Below are 25514 nucleotides of genomic sequence, written 5' to 3'. Positions count from 1 at the left end.
CTAATTCAGGGTAACTCTTAAACTAAATCCAAAATTACTAAATGAAGTATTGAATGTTTGAGAGGTATATGGCTTGGTGATGTTAGCGTCGTAGAACAGGCGCACATTAAAACGCTGGTTCAGGATATAATCCACACTTGGTCTTAAGGTAATGTTTTTGGCACCGGAAGAAACTTCTGCCTCCAGAATGTCTGCACGATAAATCACGGTTTTATTATCCCTCACTGCAACATCCAGTTTAAAGTCCATATTGTTGTCCATTTTCAGTCCTTTGAACAAGCCAAAAGGGAACCTGAACTTCGTAGTACGATAACCCAATCCAAACACCATATTGCTTTCTGTTAATTGTGCCAGCTGGCTATTCGCCATATTTAATCCCAGCATCCTCGATCTTCCGATCTCAAAATTAGCGGTCAGGTTGTTTTTCAAACGGGTATCAATTCCGATCAATGGCGAGAACTGCTCTGCGATCGTTACCTGTGCATATTGAAACTCCGGAAGGAAGTTGTCATTTAAGTCTCTGCTGATGACTCCTCCATTATTTTCCTGGTATTTCAATAGGGAGTTGAAGCTGCTGATGCTATAAATAGAGCGGTAAGCGTGTCTCAGATCAATCGAGCTGAAACGCTCTGCCAGGAAAGGAATCCCGATCAGGCCGCGGTAATTCAGGCGCCAGTTTGGCAATGGAATCTTAGGCATGGAACTCAGGCTGGATGTTTTTGCATCTTTGCCAGAATAAGCGGCCAGGAAAGCGGCAGTCAGTACATCCTGAGATTCTGCACCATAACCATCGGCATACAGGCCGTTTCTAACTCCTGCAGAGTTCGGGTTTGTTAAACCTAAGCGCTGGGAAATGACCACCCTGTTGTTCATGAAATTAGCGAATAACTTAGACATCGTGCTGCCGGATTTCTCCGAGAAAGCAGTACCTAAACTGATATAGGAAATGCTATAATCACCAGTTGTAAATGGACTGAAGTTTTCAAAACCCCTTGATTCTTCATCGTACCTGAAATTGGTAGAGTAGTTTTTTGTTTGGTTTCTGTTGGCCGTTAGTGTGATCGACAAATCTTTGATTGGCTCCACCAAACTGGTAAAGCTTAAATCTTCCCGCATCGTGTTGATGTACAACTGCGATTGCAGGGTATCGGTTGTGATCCAGCCTTTCAATAGGGCTTCAGTTCTGATGTCCCGCTGACTACCCAATACGAAGCCTAAGCCCGGCGCACCGGTAGCCTGGTCAATCCCGAAGAAATTTGTTTTAGGCAAATAACCCGGTAAGAAAATCCCCTTGGTTTGCGTGTAAGCTCCCACTACATTTTTCACACTTGTCAATAAGCCTACCCAGACATTTTTTCCTCCTGCCCCATTTCCTTTACGGACAAATCCGAATTTGTTATAGAGTGAAGCCAGGTTTAAATTAGGATTTACCTGAATTGTTCTGGAGTTTTGAATCGTATTTCCAAGGTTGATGTTTGGATCTCTCAAGGTAGAAAGCGGTTCTGTCTGCCAGTTGAAATTGGTTCCGTAACGTGTGGCCACATTCACCCAATCCAATCCTGGGATCTTACTGATCGGCAAATTATAAGTAAAGTTCAGGTTGTGACTGTAATCTGTAGTACGGCCCAGCCTCAGCATATTCTGCCATAAGGTGTCTCTTTTCAACCCCTGGATTCTGCCGAAAGGCTCATCGATGATGGAATAATTGGTCGCATCAATGTCCATGGTTAGCGATTTACTCAGGTTCCAGGAAATTCCGTACACCCTCGACACCAGGAAGTTTTTATTAAACGTAGTGTTAACCGGAATAGAATTCATCGGATCATTATTTCTCAAACTATTTTCAGAATAGAAACGATCTACATCTATTCTGAAGTTAATCGCAGAAGGCATCAGGCTAAAGTTGAAATCTTTCAGTAAGGCCAGTGTATTGTTCTTGATGATCTTTTTGAAAGGCTCATACGTTTTCGCCAATCCGGCATAGTTATAGCCCAGGGAAGCCCTGTAAGTCTTTTGGAAATTATTTTCTATGATAAAATCACGGTGTGAATACTTCGTATAAGCATAGCTGACGTTGAAGTTTTCAATGTCCCAAACCTTAGGTTTTGCTTCCGGGTCTGTTCTTTCTTTTCTCACATTTGTGAAGTTGATACTGCTTCTGGTGGTATAGTCCTGTGAAAAGTTCAGGATAGAATCCCGCTGTGGTTTTGAAGCGGCATCCAATGCATTTTTCAACTCAATATCCGGCATGCTCGGGTTGTATTGAGGAGTAGCTACCTGACTGGAATAACTTACAAACATCGGCACTTTGATGCCTGTTTTCTTAGGAAAAAACTTGCCCAGTTCCATGCTCGAAGAGATGTCAAAGAACACATTGTCTGCTCTGTTTCTCTCGCTCACTCTGGTTTCTAAAGAACCGAAACCGATGGTCGATTTACTTCCGGATACGTTAACATCTGCAAAATCGGCCAGTTTAGCATTCATTCTAGCAGTAGCTGCCCATCCGCCTCGCTCATCAAATTCCGTTAAACGAAGCTCATTGAACCAGATGATGGCATTTTTCTCCATCCCATCGTCATTGCCATTTGCACGGTAAGGATTTTTAACCCCCAGCATGTAGACCCTTACTTTACTCATATCCGGCTGTCCTTTGATGGTAATCGATTTGCCATCCACCGTATAGATGTATGGAATATTGATTGGCCATGGCGCACCGGTACTGGTTTTCGCGTTGTTTCTTTCTAGTTTCGCTTTCTGGAAAAACTCTAGGGTAATGTCCATTTTATTCTGCTCCGGCCAGATCGCATTCGGATCACTGGTACCAGGAAGCGTCACCTTTAAAGGCTGTGAATATTCATAGTAATTGTCCTGATTGTCGGTACCGATTCTCAGGAAAGCACTCAGGTCGTTATCTTTTAATATACTGGTTCCTAAAGCCTCCGCATGGATGTACATTTCCAGGTGTTTATAAGACCTGAAATCGTTGAAACCGGTTTTAAATGCTGCCCTTCCATAACCATCTTTCAGGTTTTTAATGGTCACTGATAGCGACTGCTCATTCTGACGGGTATCGCCACGGTAATTGCTAAAATCACGTTCTCTTTCGATACCTGGAGGAATCACATAAGGAATCGGGGTACGTTTACCATTCTCCTCAATATTCACGGTAGCAACTTCTATCGTCGATTTATCAGAAGCAATCGTCCCTAAAGCAGGATCTACGATCGTTTGTGAAGGATCATCATTTGGATTGTATTGTCTCCATTCACCTCTTACCAATTGGATTTTTCCAAACCTCAATACGGTAGTATCGGCAAAATTGGTCAGGAACATCCTGATGAAACGGATAGACTTAAAATCCTGGATTCCACCAATACGGTCCTGGTATTGCGCCAAAGGAATACGGATCTGGTACCAGGTCACAGGTTGTGTACTTCCGTTTGCCAGTTTCACCTGAGAAGTTACTTTATCCGTCACAAAGTTTTGTCCCACCATCAGGTCGCCCGGACGCATGGAAACTTTGTATTGGAAGTACTCATCAGATTGCGTCATATTGTTATCTCTGTTGATGTCTTCCCCATCTGGTAAAGAAGTCGAAGCCGAGTTTTCTACGCCCAGTTCTGCACGGGATTGCTCTGCCGTTTTTGAGTTTCCTTCTGTTCCGTTATAGCGTTGGTAACGTTTTAAAATCCCTGCATTTTCACGGTCTAAATCCGGACCTCTGAAATAACTGTAATCATCCGATGAAGGGTCATTTTCTAAAGCATTGGCTGCGTCAGGATTCAACTGTCCTTTAATCTGGTTGATCAAAGTAGAGAATTTCAGTTGCTCGTCTTTATTTGCCAATCCATCTAATCCCACATCCTGTGCTTTTCTGGCATTAGGATCATTGTCGAAAGCCTGAACTACCGGCTGCAATTTCGGTACCCTTCCCCAATTGGTTTCATCATATTTAGAAGGATCGCCATCGGCAGGGAGACCATTCTCCAAAGATTTTCTTCCGTCTTTCAAAATGTCCTCCGAGATGTTCCCCAAGTTGAAATACAGATCACCCCCCAAACTGTTCGGTTTATAAATATTCGGGTCCATTACCCAAAGCTCAATGAACTCAATGTTCAAAGCTTCAAAATCATTGGTTTCAATCCTTCTGAATAAACCTCCCCAGCGGGAACGTGGGTTATTCAACATACCCGCCTGGTTAAATCCTGTAGGCGTATAATTGTAAGGACCACGAACTGTCGGATAAAATGCCACATCCAAAGTTGGCAGGGCGAATGGCTGTCCTGTACCCGTTTCTTTGAAAGGAAACACCTCCTGTTCGATAACCTGACGAACATAATGGTTAGACAATTCATTTTTGTTATTTCTCAAACCGGCCGGTAAGCTGGCATCATTTCTATTGTAAAATATCGGGTCGATGTTGTAGAAAGCGATTAAGGCCCTATTGAAACCATAGCTTAAATCGTCAATCCTGCTGGATTCAGAGAAAAGCTGTGGTGTTCCCGACAATTGCCAGGCCATAGAGCTTTTCAAATCAATCACGGAGCGTGAGGCTTCAAAATCATCCAGGTAACTCACGCCACCTTTTTGTCCGCCGAAGTTCAAGGCTTTCGGATGGCCTGGAATCAATTGTGCAAACTCTCCGGAGAACGTCAGACTGGAAGGTACTTTTGTAGAAATGAAAGGCAGTTTATCCACCAATTTCGTCAGGAATCTGGATGGCGTGCTATAGTTCAAATCTACTCCCCACATGGTGTTAGAAATCGGCTCTTCCCCCACATTCACTTTTGGCGTCAGTGGTTTCTCCGTTAGGTTCATCAAGGTTGCCCCAAGATTCAGTTTATTGTTTACTTTATAATCAAATCTGGTTCCGAACAACGAACGCTGCTGCAAACCAAATAGCTCATTATTTTCTGTAGATATTCTGATCGGCTGTCCAGAAATCAAGATTGCGGTATTGAGGATTCTCACCCTTCCACCCTGGTAATCCACTGTAAAATCCACGCCTTCCTGCAAAGGAATCGTACCGGCAAACACCTTTACCGATCCTTCCGGAACATTGATAGAGTTTAAGCTAAATTCTGAAGCCACCTGACTTTGATAAGCACCTTTAATGAAATAGCGGTTCTGGTTGCTGAACAGCTGCTGTGCCACCACTTTTGTGGAGTCATATAAAGCGGGATAAGTATATTTTTGGATCAATGGCAGTTCTGAAGCCTCAAACTGATCGGCCAGGTCCCTACCAAAGGGCTCAACTAAAGGGAAGATGATTCTTCCATTCAAGGGATCAATGGTAATGTAACCACTCATGGTATTGGTAGAGAAATTGGTCAGGTTGGTATTGGAGGCATTTGTATTTCCCGGGTTGTTATTGCTGTTTATCGGGGTATTAAATGCGATATTATCATTGGTTCCAAAGGGTTTATTTTCTGCTTCAAAATCGAATACCCCATCTGGACTTCTTTCTTTTTGTTGATTTAAGCGGTCTAAACCGGTTACCTGAATCCATTGTTTATTCTTCAATGGCCTCCGGTTGGCATCCAGCTTCTCCCCTTCTTCGATGTATGGTTTTTCTACGCCTGATTTATCATCGATGCGGAAGATGTCCAATTTAAAATTCATCGGACTGATCTGGTATCCACCGATAGAATAGATGTTTTTCATCATCAGGTTCCAGATTGGCAATTTAGTTTTCAAAGTTTCATTTTTCAGCATCTTTGTAAACAAGACCTTTGGCGATCCCGGGTCGAATGAAATGTCGGTAGAGAACTCCCCCACCTGATATTCTACCCCACGGTAAGTATATCGGTAAGCGACGGTCAATACCTCATCTGTGTTCAAGGCATTATTCAGGGAAATATAACCCAGCTGCGGATGGAAAGTAAACTCTCTATCGGCCAATTTTCTGGCATACGTGAGCTTGGCGTAGTTATCTGTACCTCCATTTGCTGCAAAGAAAGGAATGATGGCATTTGAATTGGTTAACCTGGCATCTGCGGGCAATTGCGACAATAAATTATTGGATTGTCTTGGGAACTGTGGATTGTCAAATCCAGAAGGCAGGGCCGATCCACCACCAACAATCGTTTGATTGTAGGGTGCATTTTCCCCTAAATCCATCAGGGCCATCACATCTCTGGAGCCCTGTGTATTTCCTGTTTTATTGGTAATCCAAACCTCTACCCTGGTAATCAACACGCCTGAAGTAAGCGTTGGGGGCGTAGCTAAGGTTTTATTGTAATTTTGTCTAAAATACTGCGCTAAGAAATAGTGTTTATTGGCTTCATAATTATCGGCACTTAACCTGAATTCATTCTGCTGTGCGCCATTATTGATGCGGATTTCCCGCGATTGTGATTTCTGCTGGGAGAACACTGTGCTCACATTCAGCTTCCCAAATTGCAGCTGTGTTTTTATCCCAAAAAGCGCCTGTGTGCCATTGATCAGCGAGGTACTTAGGGGCAGGCTCACGTTACCTGCTTCAATCTTCTGGATAATGTCGTCCTTTCCTCCTACATAATCTAGTTTCACCTGATTTTCAAAATCAAATTGCGCTTCGGTATTGTAGTTCATATTGACCTTCATACGGGTACCAATATTACCGATCACATCCATCTGGATGCGCTGGTTAAAATCAAAATTTCCCTGTACGCGCTGACGTTCGTTGAACAGTGGATTTTCATTTTTATTGATCCTTCCCAGGAAGGTCAGTTCGGCCTCACCACGAGGCTGTATGTCTATGGTTGTTCCGCCAAAAATCCTTTCAAAAGCTTTGCTATTGACTTTCAGGCTAGGAATTAGCCCATTCTTTCTGACTTCATTAATTTCTTCGTTGGAATACATGCGCCAGTTGTCGCGCTTCATCTCAGAATTCACCAAACGCTGGTATTCTTCAATGGTTAAATATTGCGGAGCAGAGAATAGCTGGTTCCCAATCCGCTGGCGAATGATGTATCTTTTATTTTTCGCATCATACTCGACCTCCCTTTTCACATTGTCGGGAAGTGGCTTGAAGGAATTGTTGAGGTTTCTAAGACCTAATCGTTGCTTTTCCTTCAAACTGAAGGAATTCTTTGTCGTATCGGAATTTCTTACCTGAGGCCTTACAGTCTGGGAAAAAGCTATTTGTCCGCCAAGGCAGAGAAATAAGGTAAAGAGGAGCGTTAATAGGGTTTTCAAGGTAAAATTCTATAAGTTCTTCAAAGCTATTTTTATCATTTGTTCTACTGTTAAATCTGCACCTCCATTTTTCACTGCACTATCGATTGATTTTTCTGCCGGTTGTTTTGCAAACCCAAGCATCATCAAAGCGGATAAAGCTTCTTCTCTAGCAGTATTATTAAGCGGTGCGGCGATCAGTGATCCTGTACCTTCTTTTTTCAATTTATCCTGTAATTCCAGCACGAGGCGCTGAGCCGTTTTCGTACCAATACCTTTAATCCGCTGGATCAAAGGCAAATCACCATTTACAATAGCAGCTTGAATTTCTATAGGGGTAATGGAAGAGAGCATCATCCTACCGGTATTGGGACCGATTCCAGAAACGGAAATCAGATGAAGGAAGAGCCTGCGCTCTCCCTCCTCTGCAAATCCATATAAGGTATGTGCATCTTCCTTAATATGCGTCCAGAGGTAAACTTTACATCTTTCTGCATCTGCCAGACTGCTATAAGTATTTAGTGAAATATTGATGTGGTAACCAATTCCTCCGGCCTCCACAACAATATAAGCGGGGCATTTAAAGGTGAGCTTACCATCAATATATTCAAACATATCTTATTTCTTAATTATTCTTTTTAATAAACCACCCTTTTTAGCCAGGGCTTCTTGTTCTTTAGACTGTACATCTAAAACAGCTAAAGTGACCATGTTCACAATCTCACGAACTGAACTACCTAGCTGTACAATGTGAACAGGTTTGTTCAATCCCAATAGAATAGGACCTACTGCTTCTGCTCCGCCTAGTTCCTGTAACAATTTGTAGGCAATATTTCCAGATTCCAAATTAGGGAATACCAGTGTATTTGCAGGGGCATCTACTAAGCTACTAAAAGGAAAGTTATCTTTCAATAACTCGTTGTTAATTGCAAAATTTCCTTGCATTTCACCGTCTACGATAATTTCAGGGTGCTTTTCGTGAAGAATTTTCACTGCTTTTCTCACTTTTTCAGGCACAACACCTTCATTTGACCCAAAATTAGAGTAAGAAAGTAGGGCTATACGCGGCTGAATGTTGAATTTACGCACCGCAGAGTCTAGTAACAAAGTAATGTCTACTAATTCTTCTACTGTAGGATCTACATTTACGGTAGTATCGCCAAAGAATACTGGACCTTTTTTGGTCATCATCATGTACATTCCAGCCACACGGTTTACACCTGGCTCCGTACCGATTACCTGTAGTGCAGGCTTGATGGTAGACACATAATTTTTGGTCAGACCAGAGATCATGGCATCTGCTTCACCAAATTCTACCATAGAAGCACCGAAGTAATTTCTATCGCGTAAGAATTTGTTGGCTTCGAACAAGGTTACCCCTCTTCTTTGTCTCTTTTGGTAAAGGTTATCCGCATATTTTTTCATGCGTTCCGGCTCTAACATTGGATCAATGATCTCTACACCTTCTAATTCCAGTGCATTTTCTTCAATGATCTGCTCGATAACCGCTCTTTTACCTAATAAGATTGGAATGGCAATATTTTCGTCTTTAACGATCTGTGCCGCTTTAAGGATTTTATAGTTATCCGCCTCGGTGAATACTACACGTTTAGGATCAGATTTCGCTTTATTGGTGATGGCGCGCATGATGGCATCATCCATTCCCAACCTGGTTTTCAATTCTTCCGTATAAGCATCCCAATCGGTGATGATTTTACGTGCTACTCCTGAGTCAATTGCTGCTTTGGCTACTGCCGAAGAAACATTGGTCATCAGTCGCAAATCCACCGGTTTAGGAATGATATAGTCTTTACCAAATTTAATATTTTTCTCATTGTAGGCCATGTTTACCGCCTCAGGAACAGATTTTTTAGCCAGTTCAGCAATTGCTTTCACCGCGGCAATTTTCATTTCCTCATTGATGCTGGTTGCCCTAACATCTAATGCACCTCTAAAAATATATGGGAAGCCCAGTACGTTATTCACCTGATTAGGATAATCAGAACGTCCTGTAGCCATAATTAAATCTTTACGGGAACTGATGGCCAGTTCGTAAGCAATCTCTGGATTAGGATTCGCCATTGCAAAAACAATAGGATTCTTAGCCATAGATTTCAACATCTCTACCGTTACGCAGTCGGCAGAAGAAAGACCGATGAATACATCAGAATCTTTCATAGCTTCTTCCAAAGTACGAAGGTCTCTTGTCGTCGCAAATTCAGCTTTGATGTCGTCCAGTTTTTCTCTGTCGGCTCTGATGACGCCAGTACGGTCGCACATCACGATATTTTCTTTTTTAGCACCTAAAGAAACATAAAGACGGGTACATGAAATCGCGGCAGCACCGGCCCCATTCACCACAATCTTAATCTTATCCATTTTCTTTTTCTGCAATTCGCAGGCATTGATTAATGCTGCAGCGGAGATAATGGCGGTACCATGCTGATCGTCGTGCATCACAGGGATATTCATCTCCTCTTTTAAGCGACGTTCAATTTCAAAGCACTCTGGTGCTTTAATATCTTCTAAATTCACCCCACCAAAAGTTGGCTCCAGTGCTTTTACGATTTTAACAAAATCATCAACATTTTTAGTATCCAGTTCCAGATCAAAAACGTCAATATCAGCGAAGATCTTAAAAAGAAGACCTTTACCTTCCATCACCGGTTTACCCGCTTCCGGACCTATATCGCCAAGACCCAATACTGCTGTACCATTACTAATTACAGCTACCAGGTTTCCTTTAGCAGTATATTTATATACATCTTCAGTGTTTTCTGCAATTTTTAAACAAGGTTCAGCTACCCCTGGAGAATACGCCAGCGCCAGATCTCTTTGAGAGTTCGTTGGTTTCGTGGGTATAACTTGTATTTTTCCCGGTCGCCCTTGCGAGTGGTAATCCAAAGCATCTTGCTTCCTGTTAATTTTACTCATAAATCAGTCATTTATAAAGGGCCAAAGTTACAATCTTTTAATTAGCCCTGAAATAAAAAAGGAATCAGTATGGAGTGGCAGGTTTTATCCCTGAATAGCGGATTTTTTTCGCTTGGCAGGTTCTGGATTATGGATTTTTAGTTTTTGTCCAGGTACAATGGAGGAGCTCTTAAGGCCGTTCCATACTTTTAAATCCTGGACTTCTACATTGTATTTATTGGCGATGGCGCTGAGGGTTTGCCCGGGAACCACCTTATGGTAACTAACCGCAGCAACTGGTTTTGCCGTGATTTTCTTTTTGACACGTCGGTCATCATTGGAAGCAAGGTATACATTCTGGTTCACGTCCAGCTCTGCATTGTTCAATACTTCATAGATTTCCGCAAACTGTGCCATGTTTACTTTAGGAATTACAATGCGCTTGGGTTCTAATTCCGTCCCATTCACGATCTTCTTCTTATAACTTGGGTTCAGACTGCAGAGTGCATCTTCTTCCATGCTGAGTGCCGTAGCCAATTGCGGCAGGGACACAAAGCGATTCACATGAATGGTATCGGTATTTTTAACAAATGGGGAGGCCTGTGCTTTAATCTGGTGTTGTCCGGAACACTTCATCACGTAAAGAGCAGCAATAAATGCAGGCACATAATTACGTGTTTCTAAAGGAAGGTAAGGTCTGATTTCCCAAAAATCATGGGAATCTGCTTTGATGATAGCCCTTTTTACATTGCCCATTCCGCAGTTGTAAGCGGCAATGGCCAGGAGCCAGTCGCCCAATTCCTGATAAGCATCTTTAAAATAAGCTGCTGCTGCATAGCTGGCCTGGATCGGGTCTTTTCTTTCATCCACAAAATTGTCCATATTCAGTCCATAATCTTTTGCCGTGGCAAACATGAACTGCCATAAACCTGTGGCGCCTACCCGGGATACCGCATGGGCATTCATAGAAGATTCTATAATGGGCAGGTATTTGATTTCTTCGGGGATATTATAAAACTTCAGTGCTTTTTCAAAAACGGGGAAGTAATAATCGGACAGGCCGATCATCTTCCCCATCATATCTTTCCGACTGCTATATACGTCAATGTACTTTTGTACATGTTCATTATAGCTGAGGGGCACCATTTTCTGGATCGAGTCCAGACGTGCTTTAAACACGTAATTATGGTTGTGAAAAGTTGGTGTTTCTGGTAAAACCGGTAAAGCAAGTGTATCAATAATTTGTAGGGACCCTTGCGGTTGCTGAGCTGCTGCTGAAAAGCTGGTTAATGCTATAATACAGGATGCAAAAAGTACATTTATTTTCATAGGCAATGTTTGGTGACATGGTTCTAGGTTAAAAATGTATGGGACAGGGACAACAGTTCCTGTTCCTTAAAGTGCTTTGCCATAAGCTGTAAGCTTAACGGTAATCCTTCATTATTATTGCCCAAAGGAATTGCAATTGCTGGAATTCCTGTCAGCGATGCCAGTACCGTAAAGATATCTGCCATGTACATGACCAATGGATCTTCCATATTTTCGCCGATTTTGAAAGCAGGAGTTGGGGCTACAGGACTTAGAATTACATCAAAATCTACCAGCATTTCTTCCATTTTTTCGCGGATCAGTCTTCTCACCTGTTGTGCTTTTTGATAGTAGGCATCATAATAGCCTGCGCTCAACACAAACGTCCCAATCAGGATTCGCTTTTTCACTTCTTCTCCAAAACCTTCCGCTCTGGAAGTCTTGTATAAGTCGTTCAAAGTGACCGCATCCATATTACGGTGCCCATAATGAACCCCATCATATCGGGATAAATTAGAAGAAGCTTCCGCAGTGGTTAACACGTAATAAGCAGGAACCAGGTAATCCAGCAAGTCAAAAGATACATATTCTACAGTATGTCCCTGACTTTTAAAACGCTCAATTGCGCTTAGAATGGATGCTTTAATTGCAGGGTCCAGAACTTCACTTTCCAGTGTTTCCTTCAATACCGCAATCTTTTTCGGTCCTCCTGCTGATAGTCCGGCAGTATAATCCGGTACTTCCTGTTTAGAAACCGTACTGTCATAATCATCCGCACCAGCTAGAATTTCCAGCAATAGGGCAGCGTCAGAGATAGAAGAGGTGATGGTACCTACCTGATCAAAGGAAGAAGCGTAAGCGATCACGCCATATCTGGAAATGCGGCCATAAGTAGGCTTCATTCCGATACATCCGCAAAAAGCAGCGGGCTGTCTGACAGAGCCGCCGGTATCTGTTCCCAATGCTGATAAGCAAAGGTCTGCCTGTACCGCTACTGCCGAGCCTCCTGAAGAGCCTCCGGCAACGCGTTCTGCATCTGCCGCGTTTTTTACCACGCCATAATAAGAAGTTTCATTGGACCCACCCATGGCAAACTCATCACAATTGAGTCTTCCGATAATGATGGCATCTTCGGCCAATAGACGCTCTACTACGGTAGCAGAATAAGGAGAAACAAAACCTTCCAGCATTTTGGAAGAGGCGGTCACGATGTGGTCTTTATAACAAATATTGTCTTTAATACCAATCACCATTCCTGCCAGTTTACCGGCAGTACCATTGTCTATTTTCTCTTGTACTACTTTAGCCTGAGCGGCCGCAGAATAAAAAAACACCTCATTAAAAGCATTGAGGTGTTCATGAGTTTCTATTTGCTTAAAATAGTGATCCAGGAGCTCAGTTAAACTAAGTTTTTTTTGAGCAATAAGGGTTTGTATCTCTGATAAGGAGTTATACTTCTTCAAATTTCAAGAATAGGTTAAATTTAAAAATCGGATTGAAACCTATAATGGTTTGTTGGTGCGGTTTTGTTCTACTTTGTCAGCAGCATCATCCATCCCGTCTTTTCCGTCTTTAAATTCTTTAATGCCTTTACCTAAGCCACGCATTAGTTCTGGAATTTTTTTACCACCGAAAAGTAATAAAACAATTACAAGGATAACGGCAATTTCCATGCCTCCTAATGCGGCTAATATTGGTGTGTTTAACATGATATGATTAGTTAAAGTTGTGTTTTATCTGTTTCTATTTTAGGATTTTCAGTACTGGCTACAGCAACTGTTTCCTTTTTTTCTAAATCAATTCCTTCAGCAGCGGCAGGCGTAGTTTCTACAGCAGCGGTAGTGCTGCCAGGATACATTTGCTCTTCCAGGCTTGTTTCTTTTGGATGGTGACGGCTGTTGTCGTTAATCACGTCATTAATGTCGTCCACAATACCTACGGAATTTATGTTGCGATGGATTTCTCTCTTCACGCCATCTGAGGCATCTTTAAAATCGCGGATTCCTTTTCCCAGGCCTCTTGCCAATTCCGGAAGTTTTTTACCTCCGAATAACAAAAGAACTACAACCAGGATCAGCATAATCTCACCGCTGCCCATATTTAAGAATTCCAAAACTGTTCCTGAATACATTTTAAGCTCTATTTATTAAATCAATATACAAATATAAACATTTCTCTCGCAATCCTCTATTTTGCAGATAGCCATCCTGCAGGATTCTGCGCAACTGTTCCTCTATAGATCTGGAATTGAAGCTCTGGGATATCTCCCGAGGAAGCCACGCTGCCAATGGTTTGTTTGGTACTCACATCGTCTCCCTGGCCTACACTAACTGATTTAAGGTTCTGATACACCGTAAAAAACTGTCCGTGTTTGATCAGTACATAATACCTGCCCAGCGCATTTCCGACCTTAGTAACTTTTCCGTTAAATACCGCTCTTACCGCAGCACCTTCAGCAGTTTGGATGGTAATACCGGCATTGTCGTAACTGGCTTGTCCTTCTTTATGTTTACCAAAGCTCTCCGTGGTGGTCCCGGCAGCTACCGGCCAAGGTAAAGAGCCCCTATTGCTTTCAAAAGCTGCAGATAGTCTTGCTGCTTCCGGCGTTGCGGTCAGGTAATTGTTACTGCTGTTTGCTGTGGCTACTTTTGCCTTCGCTACCGGAGCAGCGGCTGCAACAGGAACCGGTTTATTTTCTGCTTTTGCTTTGGCCACAGCCGCCGCTCTGGCACGCTCTGCCGCCGCAATCGCCGCTAATCTAGCGCGTTCCGCAGCCCTTGCTTCTTCTTCCGCTTTTTTCTTAGCGATCGCAATCTCGCGGGCAATGGCCGCACGGATGCTCCTATCGATCTGTGCCTGTTGTTTTTTACGGGCTACAATGTCTTGTTTATATTGCTTTTCCTGCTTGCTGATTTTGTTCAATACCTGGGCCTGCTCATTCTTGTTCTTACCCAGTTTATCCTTTTCAGTCTCCTGCTCATGGAGCAAGCTGCTTTTCTGCTTTAAGTTTTTATCGAGTACCACAATCTTATAGTTCAGGTCTTTTTGCGTTCCCTGAATATATCCGGCTTGTTTTTTACGGTACTGACCGAATTGCTGCAGGTATTTGATTCTTTTATAGGCCTGATTGAAATCACTGGCTGCAAACACAAACATCATCTTGTCGTAGGCATTCTGATTGCGCTGTGCGAAACGGATCATCCCCGCATACTCTTTTTTAAGCTGCGACAGCTGTCCTTTTAAATTGATAACCGTGTTGGTATTTTCGTGAATCTGGTTGTCCAGGTTTTTAATCTCAGAATTGATAACCGAAATCTTCTCCTGCATCAAACTGATTTTAGTGTTTAAGGCATTGATCTGGCTCTGGGTAAGTTTCTTATTTTTAGCCGTCTTCGTCAGATTTCTCTGAAGCAGTTCTATTTCCCGTTGTATGGCTTCTTTTTTTCTTTTAAGCTCTGAACTGTTCTGCGCAACGGCGAAGTTGGCGGATAATAAAAATAAGAAGAGGAATAATAGTTTATTTAGCTTCATTGCGTCAAAAGTATAAAAAAAATCAGTCTATTACTTCATACTTCCCTGGAACATTAAACGGAAACTCCACCGGAAGATTGCTTTCAACCTTTGAAAAATCAATATTCAGCGCGATTTTTTGCATTCCTGCCATAGAATTGAGCTGAAGGGTAGTAGGAAAGAGCGTACCATTCATACTTTGATAATCCCCGTAAACTACCTTCATTGCTTTCGCAGATTTCAGATCGTTTAACTCATACTCCGAAACTTTAAACAGCGTATTGAACAAGGCACGATAGGCAAGATCTGCATCTTCGCCTTTGATTTCCCAAACGCCATTATTACCGCTTAGATCAGCATCGGCAGTCATGAATTCAGAAATGGTATTGCCCGATAAAATCGCCTGTAACAATTTATACGTGACTTGTGGATTTGTATATCGGTGCACATAGCTGAACGGCTTCGCCAGATAAACGCTTTGCAGTTTATTCAGCACTTTGATGCTATCTGGAGTGATCAATGCCCTGGCTCCCTCGATTCCGAATGCACCGGTAATAGAAACCCAGATCCCTTCATCCTTACGGATTCGGATGTTAATACTTACATTATTGGAGTTTCCATTCATCTCCAACTTTGCCTTTCCCTTCAGTGATAAAGTAGTATAAGAAATATCCTTGCCTTGCAGCAGGTTTAACGTTTCCAGCTTTTCCGAATTTACCGGAGCCACCCCTGTTACCGGAGGCGCCACAACGACGATCTTTTTCTTCGTTTTACAAGCCGTAGTCAGCGATATCAACGCCAAAAAAACTAAGCTATTTAATATATTTCTTCTCATTAATTTTTCGGTTTAAGTTGGCAGAATCATTTCCTGCAGCCTTTGCTTTCTGCCATTGTACCAGTGCCGCTTCGCGTGCTCCTGTTAGAAACAGGATGTCGCCATAATGCTCCAGATACAGCCCATTACCGGCACCATCATGCTGTATGGCGATTTCCGCCCAAGGTTTCGCGGCATCATATTTCCCGCGCTTCAACAGCACCAGCGCATAAGTATCCGCTACAGAAGTATTCCCGGGCATCGCTGCTGCTGCTTTTGCCACCAATTCTTCTGCTTTCGCCAGATCCTGATTGCTTAGCGCCAGATAAAATGCATAGTTATTCAACAGCAGGTAATTTTTTGGATCCAGCTTCACTGCCTTATCAAACGCGATATTGGCTTCAGAAAACTTCTGTTCATCGAGAAAAATCTCCCCTTGCAATGCAAAAATCAGGGCCTGAAGCGCTGGATTGTCGCCATCCATTTGCAAAGCAGCCTTGATGTTGGTCATTGCTTCCCCATTCTGCTGATCGCGATGCAAGGCGAAAGCCAGGTAATAATAAAGGATTCCCTGATTCGGAAAAATAGCCAGGGCCTCTTCTCCGCTTTTTGCAGCGTCTTTATATTTTCCTAAGTTGTTTTGAATGGTCAGCACACGTTCCCATACCGGGTACAGCTGATCGCTTACTTTCAGCACTTCCTGATATTGCTGCAATGCGCCGGATAAATCTCCTTTTTGATACAGTAAATCGCCATAAAGCGCCATCATATTGGGATCATTGGCTGAGCTTTTCAAGGCTAACTTTGTTAAGTCAATTGCCTCTTCCAGACGTGTGGTGTTTTTTGCAGTACCCGCAATCATCAGGATGATTTTCCCTTTCCTTTGTGCCGGCATTTCCGGATTGGCGAAAGCTGTCCTTAGCGCTAATCCTGCTTCAGTGCTGTTTTTTATATTTTGGTAGTAATCGGCTAATGCCAGATCGATTTCATAATTTTCAGGGCTGATGCTTTTCGCTTTTTTAAGGAGAAGAACTGCATTTTCCATTTGCCCTTGCTCTACCATCGACTGGCTCAGGTCCAGCATTCCCGGTACATCATCTACCCCTGCGGAAAGCATATTTTCCATTTCGGCCTTGGTCGCCGTTTTCTTATTGCCCAGGTCAATCCGTTGTCTCGCCTGGATCAGGGCTTTTGAAACCCCAAATTTCTTTTCCAGCTCATCATAAGTTTTGAAGGCTTCAGTGGTTTTACCCAGCAACAGATAAGCGTTTCCTTTGTCATAATAGAAAGCATCATTATCTGGCGAAAGGCGAATCAATTCGTTAAAAACGTTGACCAGTCCATCCATATCGCCTTTGCGCTTATACAGCTCCGCCATCATTTTCCAATACCAAAGGTTATTGGCATCCAGTGCAACTGATTTTTTGATGGCCGCCTCAGCTTCCTGCAATTTGTTCTGGCGGTAATTGAGACTCGCAATTTCATAGTAAACTGCGGCATTATTTGGATCCAGCGTCAGGATTTTCTGAAAGCTCTCCCCTGCCTTGCTGTAATTTTCATTCAGCTTTTCCCGCAGTCCGGCGAAGAAAAGGGTCTTCACTTCAGTACTATCCAATTTTGGATTTACAGGTTGCTGTGCCGCAGCAGTAGCACCTGCAAGAAGTAATGACAGTAAAAGAGACCTTTGCTTCATCGTTGTTATATTTTTTATTTACCAGTATGGCCGTAACCACCAGCACCACGTGCAGTGTCCGACAATTCTTCTACCGCTTCCCATGAAATGGTTTCATGTTTTGCAATCACCATTTGTGCGATGCGATCGCCATTGTTCACTACAAAATCCGTATCAGATAAATTGACCAATAGCACTTTAATCTCTCCGCGGTAATCCGCATCGATTGTTCCCGGCGAATTCACAATACTAATGCCATGTTTATAAGCCAATCCACTGCGTGGACGAATTTGTGCTTCAAAACCTACAGGCAACTCAATGTGCAGTCCTGTTGGAATCAAAACACGCTGTAAAGGTTTAATCGTGATTTCAGTTTCTACAAACGCGCGCATGTCCATTCCTGCCGCATGAGCCGTTTCATATTGAGGTAAAGCGTGTCCTGAGTGATTAATGATATTGATTTTCATGGTCATTATAATTGTTTTTACTTTTTAAATAATATAGCCTTCAACTGGTCTTTTTCCAGATAGGTGATGCCGCCTATAAACGCAAGCAGCAGCAGATTTCCAATGTAAATGTTTCTGTTGAATACCCAGAAAGATAACACCACCAGTACCACAGAAACGATTAAGTAAGAAAGAATTCTTTTCAAATTGTAAGGTATCGGATAATATTTCTGGCCTAATATATAGGAGATCACCATCATTACAAAATACGCCAGCATAGAAACCCATGCAGAGCCCATATAACTGAATTTTGGAATCAGCACAAAGTTGAACACGATGGTAATCAAGGCGCCAATCAGGGAAATATATAAGCCGAAACGGGTTTGATCCGACAAGCGGTACCAGATAGAAAGGTTGGAATATACGCCCAAGCAGACATAACCGAATAGTAAATAAGGCACTGCTGGTAAACCCACCCAGTACTCCGGATTGCTGATAAAGTGTTTCAAAATTTCAATATTGGCAATTAAGCCTACAAATAGCACCACCAATGCGATCACAAAATAATGCAGGATGATGGCGTAAGTCTGCCTGGCATTTTCCTTTTTAGCATGACTGAAAAAGAAAGGTTCTGCCCCCAAACGGAAGGCCGTTACGAAAATACTGATGAAAATAGCCAGTTTACAAACCGCGCCATAAATGCCGACTTCATGATCTGCAATCATATCGGGCAATAACCTGCTCAATACAATCTTATCCAGATTTTCATTTACAATAAAGGAAAGGTTGGCCACCAATACCGGCCATGAATAAGAAAACATTTTTCCGAAAAGTTCTTTGTCGAACTTCAACTGCAGCTTCAAAAACTCCGGCAGCAGCATCAAAAAGGTAACCACACTGGCAATTAGATTGGCCATAAATACATAGCCTACCCATACACCCCGGTACCAGGACGACAGCCATTCGGCCATTGGCCATTGATTTTTAATCATCAATGGGATCACATAAATGAACAATAAGTTGAAACCTACGAAGCAGCCAATATTCAGGAACTTGATCAAACTATACTTAAATGCTCTTTCATCTGCTCTCAGTTTGGCAAATGGAATCACACAGATCGCATCGATATACAGGATACCAATAAAGAACTGCACATAATGTTTATAATCTGCAAGTTGCTTAGGATCATCTGTTAGATACGCCGCGATCGGGTTTGATAAGACAAAACCTGTAATTAAAAACAGGGTAGAGATAAAAGCGATCACCAGGAAGGAGTTGTTGTATACCTCCTGTTTTCTATCCTCGTGTTTATTGAGGTACCTGAAATAGGTACTCTCCATCCCGAATGCCAATACTGCATTGATCATCGAGGCGTAGGCATACATTGTGGTGAAAATACCATACGTTCCCGCAGCAAATTTGCTGGTATAAATCGGGGTCAGGATAAAGTTAAACAGCCTGGAAAATACAGTACTTAAACCGTAGATGGCAGTCTGACCGAGGAATTTCTTGATGACAGACACGCGCTATTTCTTGATGATTTCGAAATTACGGTAGCCCTTCAGTTCTCCTGGAGTTACTTCTACCGTTTCAATTTTTGCCCGGTCAGGTCCTTCATTACACCATTCTTCAAAGACTTCTAAAGAAGCATCATCGCCTTCTGCTTCCAGGTATAAGGTACCATCTTTCTCATTCTTAACTATTCCGCGGACGCCCATTTGATCTGCGATTGCTTTTGTGGTCTCTCTAAAGGATACCCCCTGCACCTTTCCGGTAACTCTTATGTTGATGTGTTTCATTCTTATATTGATCTAAAATCTAACTTATTGATTCTTTCTTTTTCTGTTAAAAACTCCTGCCAGATGCTTTGCAGGATCTCTGCTGCAGGTTTAATTTCCTTTAACATGGCCGATACCTGTCCGATTTCCAGTTCTCCTTCCTCCATATTTCCTTCAAACATACCTAATTTCGCCCTTGCGCGACCTAAAAGTTGCTGCAGCTTTTCTGCATCTGCACCTTCCGCTTCTGCCTGGGCCACTGCTTCAGCAAAAGAATTTTTGAGCAGCCGAACGGGAACCAGTTTTTTCATGCGAAGTTTCGTATCGCCTTCTGCAGCGGCAAGGATTTTCGATTTAAAATTCGGGTGGGCAGAAGATTCTTCTGCAATGGCAAAGGCTGATCCAATCTGAACCGCTTCCGCGCCTAAGGCAAATGCAGCGAGCATCGCAGCACCGCTTCCGATTCCACCGGCAGCGATTACCGGGATGGCCACCGCTTTAGCGACCATTGGGATTAAACACAGCGTTGTCGTTTCTTCTCTTCCATTGTGTCCGCCAGCCTCAAAGCCTTCCGCTACGATGGCATCAACGCCACAAGCTTCTGCTTTTAAGGCAAACTTGGTATTCGCAATCACATGTACTACGATGATTCCTTTTTCTTTCAGAAAACTGGTCCAGGTAGCTGGATTTCCTGCCGAGGTAAATACAATTTTCACACCTTCATCCACAATGATCTGCATGATCTCTTGCACATTGGGATAAAGCAAAGGTACATTCACTGCAAAAGGATGTGCGGTGGCCAGCTTACATTTTTGAATATGTTCTTTTAGTACTTCCGGATACATGGAACCGGCGCCGATGATCCCTAGCCCTCCTGCATTGGAAACTGCAGCAGCCAATCGCCATCCACTGCACCAAACCATTCCTGCCTGAATAATCGGATATCTAATTTTAAATAAGCTGCTGATCCTGTTTTCCATCTATGCTAGTCTTTTAATCTTGCCAGTAATCCACATTTCCCCATCTTTATCCACAAATTCAAGTAGATTAATCCCCGGACTTTTTCCAATGGCTAAACTACCAAAACGATCCTCAACTCCTAAAAATTCAGCGCCGTTTATTGTAGCCCAACTCAGCAAAGTTGATAAAGGAATTTGGAAATGCTGCTGTAAAGTTTTCATTTCTTCTACGATACTCAACTGATCGTTACTCGCCAGACTGTCTGTACCCAGTGTAATCTTTAATCCGGCTTCCAAAAATAGCGGCAGCTCCGGCAGTTTATCTTCTATATATAGGTTGGCATTCGGGCATAAGCACCAATACAAAGCAGGGTGATTCGCCTTTGCAAAGTCCAGATCAGCCCGGTTGCTCATGGTATTGTGTACCAATAGTGTTTTTAAAGCTGGAGAAAGCTTTGGCAAATAAGACTGCAGCGAGGTTTTCCCAGTAGCTTTGAAAAAGTCAATATTTAATCCCAGGAACTCATACAGCTTTAAAAAACTGCCAGATTTATGTTCAAAGAATTCATTTTCTTCGAGGGTTTCCTGATTATGAATACTAATCAGGTCCTGATTTTCTTCGGCTTCCTTCCTGATCTCAGCAAATAAATTATCGGATACCGAATAAGGGGCATGGGGAACGATCGAAGCGTTTAAAGGCTGATAAGTTTTTTTCATGACTTTTGCCGCCTCCATAATATCGACCGCTTTTTCCGGGTTAAAACCCATTGCTTCTATAAAAGTATGGTAGTAGATCCCACTGATTTCCTTGACTTCTTTAGAAATCAACTTGTTTGAAATATCGCCTACGGCAACAATTCCCTGGGCATACATGTCTCTATCTGCGATTTCCATGGCATCAATGACCTCCTCATCACTCGCCTGTCTTTGTCGGATCACCTGTTCTACAAATCCCGGAAGTCCGGTATGTTTCGCAATTTTTCCTTTCAGGTGGGAAAGCTCCAGATGGCAATGCGTGTTGACAAATCCGGGAACCAAAATACCTTCATAGAACTTAAGGTCTTGAATTCCTTTCGATTTCGCTTCCGCAGCCGTTAGGACTTCCAGAATCAGGCCATGATCATCCAATGAAATGACCCCTTCTTTCAAAGGTTCCGAATTTACAGGGTATATATAAGAGGCAGAGATGTGGGAAATCATAGGTACAAAGAAAAGGTTTCTTGCTGAGAATTACAGCTTCCTCCCCAACCCCCGCTTAATCCCTACCAAATAATTATATTTTTATGATCCTCATTTACATGCTGACATAGGGCTGTCACTTTCCCCTCTTTTCTTTGTTTTATAATTTAAAACCTTAAAAACAAAACGACATGGATATCATTAAAATGTTTCTGGAAGAATTCGAGCAGGAGGCTCAAACTACTCGTAAAATGCTAACGATTGTACCTACCGAAAAATTCGACTGGCAGCCACACCCAAAAAGTATGACTGTTAAAGCACTGGCCAGTCATATTGCAGAATTGCCAACCTGGATTACCTATGCCGTAACGACAGACGAACTGGACTTTGGCACTGAACCTTACACGCCAAAACAATTAAAAACCAATACCGAGCTGATGGAATTTTTTGAAACCTCTCTGGAAGACGGACGTTCACACTTAGCAGCAGCAAAAGAAGAAATCTTGTCGGAACCCTGGGTTTTGCGAAATGGGGAGCAAATTTATTCTACGTTCACAAAGGGAAGCCTGATCAGACACACCTTATCACAAATTATCCACCACAGGGCACAGCTAGGCGTATTTCTAAGGTTATTAGACATCCCAATTCCGGGCAGTTACGGCCCTAGTGCGGACGACACTAATTTTTAAAAGCCACAGCTTTACAATATTTTGATAGTTTATGTGGGTATATTTTGATTTCTTTGTAAACTGAAACAATTTATACCCATACCCATGTCTGATTCTACCACCCGATTAAATAAATACATTAGTGAGAGCGGTCTGTGCTCCAGAAGAGCCGCAGACAGATACATAGAACAAGGAAATGTATTTATCAATGGCCGGAAAGCCAAGGTAGGCGACCAAGTATTTTTCGGGGATATCGTTACGGTCAATGGCCAGACCATTGAACCAAAAGAAGTTGAAAATTCTATCTTAATCGCTTACAATAAACCTGTAGGCATTACCAGTACTACTGAAGCCGGCGTAAAAAGCAATATGGTGGATCATGTAAACCATAGCGAGCGGGTTTTCCCGATTGGTCGTTTGGACAAAGATTCACAAGGACTAATTTTCCTAACCAATAACGGAGACATCGTCAACAAAATCCTTCGTGCCGGAAATAACCATGAGAAAGAATATGTAGTAACCGTTAATAAACCGGTTACCGAGCAGTTTATCGCTGGAATGGGCAAAGGTGTTCCTGTATTGGGCATGATGACCAAAAAGTGTAAAGTGACTAAAGAAAGTACATTTACTTTCAAAATTGTGCTTGTTCAGGGATTGAACCGTCAGATCAGAAGAATGTGTGAGCATTTCGGATTTGAGGTGACTAAACTGGAGCGTACCAGAATCATGAACATCACGCTTAAAGGCATTCCTGTAGGTGAATGGAGAGAGCTTACTCCAGCAGAGCAAACGGAGATCTTTAATCTTGTGGCGAAATCAAGTTCTTTAGAAGCCGCATCAGCAGCTAAAAAAGCAAGTAAGAAACCAGTAAATCCAGATTTTGAAGAATTAGTTGCGCCAAGAAAAAACTCTTCCGGCAGACCAGGTGGCCCAAGATCGGGCGGTCCGAGATCAGCTGGAGCGAGATCAGCAGATCCAAGATCTGAAGCTGAAGGCCGACCAAGAGCAGCTTCCGGTAAACCAAGAGCAGATAAAAAATCCGGTACTCCTTACCGCGGTGCTTCAAGTACAACCGATTGGAACAAAACCAACGGCCCAAGCAAAAGACCAGTCAGACCTTCAAGAGGAAACTCTGGTGCACCTGGAAAAAGCAGAGGACCAAAGCGTTAAACATAATTTGACTGTCATAATCCGGCAGTAAACCCATACATTTTAAGCGGGCAAAATCAATTTTTGCTCGCTTATTCTTTTTTTAGGTAACTTTGCATCAAATGCTTACTACAAAAAAAACAGACATACGTTCACTGGACCTTCCTCAGCTGCAACAACACTTTATAAACATGCAGGAACCTTCTTACCGTGCCAAACAGGTTTACCAATGGCTTTGGGAGAAATCTGCGCGTTCCTTTGAGGAAATGAGTAACCTTTCTAAAGACCTGAGAAAGAAACTGGATGAAAACTATGCGATCAATGTAGTTGAAGTAAGTAACTCCCAATTTAGTAATGACCAAACCATTAAAAGTTCATTCCGACTGTACGACGGTAATATTGTAGAAGGCGTACTGATTCCTATGGAAGAACGTATGACCGCCTGTGTGAGTTCACAGGTAGGTTGCAGTTTAACCTGTAAATTCTGTGCTACAGGATATATGGACCGTAAACGTAACCTGAATGCGGATGAAATCTATGACCAGGTGGTTTTGATTGATCAGCAGGCGAAGAAAAACTACAATGCCCCGCTAACGAATATCGTTTATATGGGGATGGGCGAACCTTTGCTGAACTATGCCAATGTATTGAAATCTATCGACCGTATTACTGCTCCAGACGGACTGAATATGTCGTACAAGCGCATCACGGTATCTACTGCCGGTATTGCCAAGATGATCAAAAAACTGGGTGATGATGGGGTTAAATTTAACCTGGCGATCTCCTTGCATGCGGCAAATGATAAGAAAAGAAATGAAATCATGCCGATTAATGAGCAGAACTCATTGAAAGCATTGGAAGAAGCTTTAAAATACTATTTCTCTAAAACAAAGAACCCGATTACTTACGAATACATCGTCTTCAATAATTTTAATGATGAGATTGAAGATGCAATGGAACTCGCCAAATTCTGTAAACACGTTCCTTGTAAAGTAAACTTAATCGAGTACAACCCGATTCAGTTTGCGGCTTTCCTGAACGCGGAAGGCGATAAGATCGATGCTTTCTCTGCTTACCTGAAAAGCCAGGGTGTAAATACCAATATCAGAAGAAGCAGAGGTAAGGATATTGATGCCGCTTGTGGTCAGCTGGCCGTAAAGGAGCAAAACTAAACACCGGATTTCAACCAGGCAATGGCTAATTCTCATAGATTAGCCCATGCCCTTCCTAAAAAACAGTTTCTTAGACTTATTACATTTGCTTTTTCCGGCAACATGTATGGGCTGTATACAGCCTTTAGTTTCCGGCGAAATCCTGATCTGCAGCGCCTGCCTGCATGGCTTACCCTATACCGATCACCATCTGGACCCCGACAACCTGGTGGCCAGGCAATTTTGGGGACGGATCCCTTGTCATGCGGCTATGGCAATGCTGTTTTTCAAAAAAGCCGGAACCGTACAGCAGCTCATCCATCATTTAAAATACAGCGACCAACAGGATCTGGGCATTAGAATGGGAATCCTGCTTGGAGAAAGACTGCTCAGCGCTCCCCTTTATCAGGGCATAGACTTCCTGATTCCTGTACCTCTTCACAAGAAAAGATTGAAAAAGCGCGGATACAACCAAAGCTATAGCATTGCACAAGGCATTTCTCAGGTATTAAAAGTCCCGATCAGTACACAGCATCTTTTACGCAAAATGGCTACGGATAGCCAGACCAATAAAGGCAGACTGCTGCGCTTTGAAAATATGTCGGCCGCCTTCGAAGTCCAGCACCCGGAAGAATTAACAAACCAGCATTTATTGTTGATTGATGATGTGCTCACTACCGGAGCCACATTGGAAGCCTGCGGCATTGCCTTGCTTCAGGCCCAGCCTGAAAAGATCAGCATCGCCACTTTGGCTTTTGTGACATAGAAAACAGATTCGCCCTAAAACATTCTTCTTCCGCACACGTTAT

General features: G+C 42.7%; 19 protein-coding genes. 4 read left to right on the top strand and 15 right to left on the bottom strand.

Annotated elements, in window-relative coordinates; translation table 11 throughout:
* The 15 genes from sov to K7X70_RS02645 form a co-directional block, all read right to left on the bottom strand.
* A complete protein-coding gene (gene sov / locus K7X70_RS02715; RefSeq protein WP_222535615.1) occupies positions 1 to 7179 on the bottom strand; it encodes a T9SS outer membrane translocon Sov/SprA in 7179 nt (2392 codons plus the stop codon).
* Between the two features lie 9 nt (positions 7180 to 7188).
* Entirely contained in the window at positions 7189 to 7773 is a 585-nt protein-coding gene (ruvA, locus tag K7X70_RS02710) for a Holliday junction branch migration protein RuvA (RefSeq protein WP_222535614.1), read from the bottom strand.
* A 3-nt stretch (positions 7774 to 7776) separates the two neighbouring features.
* A complete protein-coding gene (locus K7X70_RS02705; protein WP_222535613.1) occupies positions 7777 to 10092 on the bottom strand; it encodes an NADP-dependent malic enzyme in 2316 nt (771 codons plus the stop codon).
* Between the two features lie 84 nt (positions 10093 to 10176).
* Positions 10177 to 11400 (bottom strand): lytic transglycosylase domain-containing protein, encoded by a 1224-nt coding sequence (locus K7X70_RS02700; RefSeq protein WP_222535612.1) that lies wholly within the window; start codon positions 11398 to 11400, stop codon positions 10177 to 10179.
* A gap of 23 nt (positions 11401 to 11423) precedes the next feature.
* The gene (gatA, locus tag K7X70_RS02695) at positions 11424 to 12842 is read right to left on the bottom strand and encodes an Asp-tRNA(Asn)/Glu-tRNA(Gln) amidotransferase subunit GatA (RefSeq protein WP_222535611.1); all 1419 of its coding nucleotides are present in this window, start codon (positions 12840 to 12842) and stop codon (positions 11424 to 11426) included.
* 39 nt (positions 12843 to 12881) lie between these two features.
* Positions 12882 to 13088, bottom strand: coding sequence for a Sec-independent protein translocase subunit TatA/TatB (locus K7X70_RS02690; protein ID WP_182958011.1), 207 nt, complete (start codon positions 13086 to 13088; stop codon positions 12882 to 12884).
* A gap of 11 nt (positions 13089 to 13099) precedes the next feature.
* Positions 13100 to 13510 (bottom strand): twin-arginine translocase TatA/TatE family subunit, encoded by a 411-nt coding sequence (gene tatA, locus K7X70_RS02685; protein WP_222535610.1) that lies wholly within the window; start codon positions 13508 to 13510, stop codon positions 13100 to 13102.
* 56 nt (positions 13511 to 13566) lie between these two features.
* Positions 13567 to 14910, bottom strand: coding sequence for a murein hydrolase activator EnvC family protein (locus K7X70_RS02680; protein ID WP_222535609.1), 1344 nt, complete (start codon positions 14908 to 14910; stop codon positions 13567 to 13569).
* Between the two features lie 22 nt (positions 14911 to 14932).
* Complete coding sequence (lolB1, locus tag K7X70_RS02675) at positions 14933 to 15724, bottom strand: lipoprotein insertase outer membrane protein LolB1 (RefSeq protein WP_222535608.1); 792 nt, start codon at positions 15722 to 15724, stop codon at positions 14933 to 14935.
* A complete protein-coding gene (locus tag K7X70_RS02670) occupies positions 15702 to 17396 on the bottom strand; it encodes a tetratricopeptide repeat protein (protein ID WP_222535607.1) in 1695 nt (564 codons plus the stop codon). Before K7X70_RS02670 ends, lolB1 begins: the two co-directional genes overlap by 23 nt.
* A gap of 14 nt (positions 17397 to 17410) precedes the next feature.
* Positions 17411 to 17842: a dUTP diphosphatase gene (gene dut / locus K7X70_RS02665; protein ID WP_222535849.1), complete on the bottom strand. Its 432-nt coding sequence runs from the start codon at positions 17840 to 17842 to the stop codon at positions 17411 to 17413.
* Positions 17843 to 17859: 17 nt separating this feature from the next.
* Positions 17860 to 19344 carry an oligosaccharide flippase family protein gene (locus K7X70_RS02660; RefSeq protein ID WP_222535606.1) on the bottom strand — a complete coding sequence of 495 codons (1485 nt, stop codon included), beginning with the start codon at positions 19342 to 19344 and terminating at the stop codon, positions 17860 to 17862.
* Positions 19345 to 19347: 3 nt separating this feature from the next.
* Entirely contained in the window at positions 19348 to 19620 is a 273-nt protein-coding gene (locus tag K7X70_RS02655; protein ID WP_062546696.1) for an acylphosphatase, read from the bottom strand.
* Between the two features lie 2 nt (positions 19621 to 19622).
* Positions 19623 to 20579: an NAD(P)H-dependent flavin oxidoreductase gene (locus K7X70_RS02650; RefSeq protein WP_222535605.1), complete on the bottom strand. Its 957-nt coding sequence runs from the start codon at positions 20577 to 20579 to the stop codon at positions 19623 to 19625.
* Positions 20580 to 21758 (bottom strand): amidohydrolase family protein, encoded by a 1179-nt coding sequence (locus K7X70_RS02645; protein ID WP_222535604.1) that lies wholly within the window; start codon positions 21756 to 21758, stop codon positions 20580 to 20582.
* 170 nt (positions 21759 to 21928) lie between these two features.
* Between K7X70_RS02645 and K7X70_RS02640 the strand changes: the two genes are divergently transcribed.
* The 4 genes from K7X70_RS02640 (at position 21929) to K7X70_RS02625 (ending at position 25471) form a co-directional block, all read left to right on the top strand.
* Complete coding sequence (locus K7X70_RS02640; protein ID WP_222535603.1) at positions 21929 to 22426, top strand: DinB family protein; 498 nt, start codon at positions 21929 to 21931, stop codon at positions 22424 to 22426.
* An 84-nt stretch (positions 22427 to 22510) separates the two neighbouring features.
* The gene (gene rluF / locus K7X70_RS02635; RefSeq protein ID WP_222535602.1) at positions 22511 to 23575 is read left to right on the top strand and encodes a 23S rRNA pseudouridine(2604) synthase RluF; all 1065 of its coding nucleotides are present in this window, start codon (positions 22511 to 22513) and stop codon (positions 23573 to 23575) included.
* Between the two features lie 101 nt (positions 23576 to 23676).
* On the top strand, positions 23677 to 24726 hold the full coding sequence (gene rlmN / locus K7X70_RS02630) for a dual-specificity RNA methyltransferase RlmN (RefSeq protein WP_222535601.1): 1050 nt from the start codon (positions 23677 to 23679) through the stop codon (positions 24724 to 24726).
* A 106-nt stretch (positions 24727 to 24832) separates the two neighbouring features.
* The gene (locus tag K7X70_RS02625; protein WP_255606878.1) at positions 24833 to 25471 is read left to right on the top strand and encodes a ComF family protein; all 639 of its coding nucleotides are present in this window, start codon (positions 24833 to 24835) and stop codon (positions 25469 to 25471) included.
* Positions 25472 to 25514 lie beyond the last annotated feature (43 nt).

Source organism: Pedobacter polysacchareus (genome assembly GCF_019802255.1).
Classification (GTDB): domain Bacteria; phylum Bacteroidota; class Bacteroidia; order Sphingobacteriales; family Sphingobacteriaceae; genus Pedobacter; species Pedobacter polysacchareus.
This window is presented reverse-complemented; position numbering and strand designations above follow the sequence as displayed.